Genomic DNA, 3017 nt, shown 5'->3' with positions numbered 1-3017 from the left:
CGCGGCGATCACCGCGCGCTCGTCGAGCTGTGCGGGCAGGGGCAGCTGGACGAGGATGCCGTCCACCGCTTCGTCGGCGTTGAGCCGCGCGACCAGGGCGAGGAGCTCGTCCTGCGACACGTCGGCGGGTAGGCGATGCTCGAAGCTCTCCATGCCCGCGGCGAGCGTCGCCTTGCCCTTGGAGCGGACATAGACCGCCGAGGCGGGGTCCTCGCCGACCAGCACCACCGCGAGCCCCGGCTTGCGCCCGGCCGCGGCGGTGAAGCGCGCGACCTCGTCAGCAACGCGTGCACGCAGCCCGGCGGCGAACGCCTTGCCGTCGATCAGCCGCGCGCTCATACGCCTGCCGTCATCGTGCTGATCGCGATGTTGCGCAGGATGATGCCCAGGATGGCGATCACCACCAGCACCACCATCGGCGACAGATCGAGGCCGTTGAGGTTGGGCAGGACGCGGCGGATCGGCCGGTACATCGGCTCGGTCAAACGCTCCAGCCCGTCATAGAGCGAGCGGACGAAGCCGTTGTGCGTGTTCACCACGTTGAAGGCGATCAGCAGCGACAGGATGAACTGCACGAAGATGATCCACCAGACCACGTCGAGCAGCACCTGGAGGATCTGGATGATGGTCAGCGTCAGCACGCGGGGCTCCGAAAGGGGCAGGATTTGCGCCTCGCTCTACCGCAACCGCTGCACCCCGCCTAGCGGTGGATCAGCGTGCCCGCGCCCTGGCGGGTGAAGATCTCCAGCAGCATCGCGTGCGGCACGCGGCCGTCGATCACCACCGCGGCGTCCACCCCGGCCTCCACCGCAGCGACGCAGGTCTCCAGCTTGGGGATCATCCCGCCCGAGATGGTGCCGTCGGCGCGCAGCGCGGCGATGGCGGCGGGATCAAGGTCGGTCAGCAAGGTGCCGCTCTTGTCGAGCACGCCCGCGACGTCGGTGAGGAGGAAGAAGCGCGCCGCGCCCAGTGCGCCCGCGATCGCGCCCGCCATCGTATCGGCGTTGATGTTGTAGGTGTGCCCGTCCGCGCCCATGCCGATCGGCGCGATCACCGGGATGATGCCCTCCGCGGAGAGCGAGCGGATGATGCGCGTGTCCACCGCCACCGGCTCGCCGACGAAGCCGAGATCGACATGCCGCTCGATCCCCTGCAGCTTGTCCGCCTCGCGCCGGCCACCGACCTTCTCGGCCTGCACCAGCGCGGCGTCCTTGCCCGAGATGCCGACCGCGCGCCCGCCCGCCTGCGCGATCCAGCCGACGATCTCCTTGTTGATGCTGCCGGCGAGGACCATCTCGGCGATCTGGGCGGTCTCCTTGTCGGTTACCCGGAGGCCATCGACGAAGCGCGATTCGACGCCCAGCCGTTTCAGCATCCGCCCGATCTGCGGCCCGCCGCCGTGGACAACCACCGGGTTGATGCCGACCGCCTTCAAAAGCACCACATCCTCGGCGAAGTCGCGCGCGGCCTCGGGGTCGCCCATCGCGTGGCCGCCGTATTTCACCACGAAGGTCTTGCCGGCGTAGCGTTGCAGGTAGGGCAGCGCCTCGACGAGGGTCTCGGCCTTCAGCGCGGGGGAGAGGGTGGTCATGCGTGCGCCCTTACGCCCGATCCAGCTGCCGGCCCAGCCCGGTGAACAGGTAGATCGCCGGCGGCACCAGCAGCGCGGAGAGCACCACCTTGGCCAGCATCTGCCCGGCGAGCAGCGGGCCCACCGGGAACTCGCCGTAGAAGGCGATCGAGACGAACAGCAATGTGTCCACCACCTGGCTCAGCACGCTGGCGACGCCCGCGCGCAGCCACAGCAGCCCCTGGCCTTCGCGCCCCTTGAGCCAGGCGAACACCGACACGTTGAGCGTCTGCGACACGCCATAAGCGACGATGCCGCCCAGCCAGATCCGCGGCGTCGCGCCCATCATCAGCTCGAAGGCGGCGAGCCGCTCGGGCTGCATCTCGGGCGAGGCGGGCACCGCCAGCACCAGAAAGGTCAGCAGCATCGACACGATCAGCGGCACGAAGCCGATCCGCACCAGCCGCGTCGCCGCCTGCGCCCCGTGCAGCTCCGCCACCGCGCTGGAGGTGACCACCAGCAGCAGGAAGGCGAAGATCCCCGCCTCCACCGCGAGCGGACCGAGGGCGACCTGCTTGTTGCCGAGCACCCCGGCGATGCACACCATGCCGCCGTAGAAGATCGCAAAGGCGAACAGGGAAGGCGGGATGCTGCGGGGACTCGGGGTCATCCCCGGCGTGCTATGGGCCCAGATCGCGCATGTTCAAGCCTTTGCTTGCCGGGCGTGCGGCTGCGCCTCTAGATCGTGCGCTTCCCAGGCCACGCCCGGGAGGCGTGGAGTGTGGAGGAATGAGTTGCAGCATCTGATCAGCCTCGTCGGCATCGCGGTGATCCTCGCCCTCGCGCTGCTGCTGTCGACGAACCGGCGCGCGATCCGGCTGCGGGTCGTGGGGGCGGCCTTCGCGCTCCAGGCGGGGATTGCGGCGCTGGTGCTGTACGTGCCCGCGGGGCGCACCGCGCTGGGCTGGGCCTCCGGAGGCGTTTCCAACCTGCTCGGCTATGCCAATGCTGGGGTGCAGTTCCTGTTCGGGCCATTGGCGCGCCCCGAGATCGGCGGGCAGAGCTTCGCGATCGCGGCGCTGCCGGTGATCATCTTCTTCGCCTCGCTGGTGTCGATCCTCTACCATCTGGGGGTCATGCAGCAGGTGGTGCGCTGGATCGGCGGCGCGATCGAGCGGGTGATCGGCGTCTCCAAGGTGGAAAGCCTGTGCGCCGCGGCCAACATTTTCGTCGGCCAGAGCGAATCGCCGCTGGTGATCCGGCCCTATCTGGCGGGCCTCACCCCGCCGCAGCTGTTCACGGTGATGACCAGCGGCATGGCGGGCGTGGCGGGGACGATCCTGGCCGCCTATGCCTCGATGGGCATCCGCATCGATTACCTGCTGGCGGCAAGCTTCATGTCCGCGCCGGGCACCTTGTGCATGGGTTAGTTGATCAGGACATTCAG

The 3017-nt window shown here is 69.1% G+C and carries 4 protein-coding genes and 1 pseudogene; 1 reads left to right on the top strand and 4 read right to left on the bottom strand.

Annotated elements, in window-relative coordinates:
* The 4 genes from ACFDTH_RS17965 to ACFDTH_RS17950 form a co-directional block, all read right to left on the bottom strand.
* On the bottom strand, window positions 1–339 hold a 339-nt coding region (locus ACFDTH_RS17965; RefSeq protein WP_375288915.1), incomplete at its 3' end, for a tetrahydrofolate dehydrogenase/cyclohydrolase catalytic domain-containing protein.
* Entirely contained in the window at window positions 336–641 is a 306-nt protein-coding gene (locus tag ACFDTH_RS17960; RefSeq protein WP_375288914.1) for a YggT family protein, read from the bottom strand. The genes ACFDTH_RS17960 and ACFDTH_RS17965, both read right to left, overlap by 4 nt.
* Window positions 642–700: 59 nt before the next feature.
* Entirely contained in the window at window positions 701–1591 is an 891-nt protein-coding gene (gene argB, locus ACFDTH_RS17955; RefSeq protein WP_375288913.1) for an acetylglutamate kinase, read from the bottom strand.
* A gap of 10 nt (window positions 1592–1601) precedes the next feature.
* Entirely contained in the window at window positions 1602–2240 is a 639-nt protein-coding gene (locus ACFDTH_RS17950) for a queuosine precursor transporter (RefSeq protein ID WP_375288912.1), read from the bottom strand.
* 124 nt (window positions 2241–2364) lie between these two features.
* On the opposite strand from ACFDTH_RS17950, the pseudogene ACFDTH_RS17945 reads away from it, so the two are divergent.
* A pseudogene (locus tag ACFDTH_RS17945) lies at window positions 2365–2994 on the top strand (Na+ dependent nucleoside transporter N-terminal domain-containing protein); the annotation flags it as partial.
* Window positions 2995–3017: the final 23 nt, after the last annotated feature.

It is taken from the genome of Sphingomonas sp. (assembly GCF_042096255.1).
GTDB lineage: Bacteria > Pseudomonadota > Alphaproteobacteria > Sphingomonadales > Sphingomonadaceae > Sphingomonas.
The sequence above is the reverse complement of the archived record's forward strand: the minus strand, read 5'-3'. Positions and strand labels throughout refer to the sequence as shown.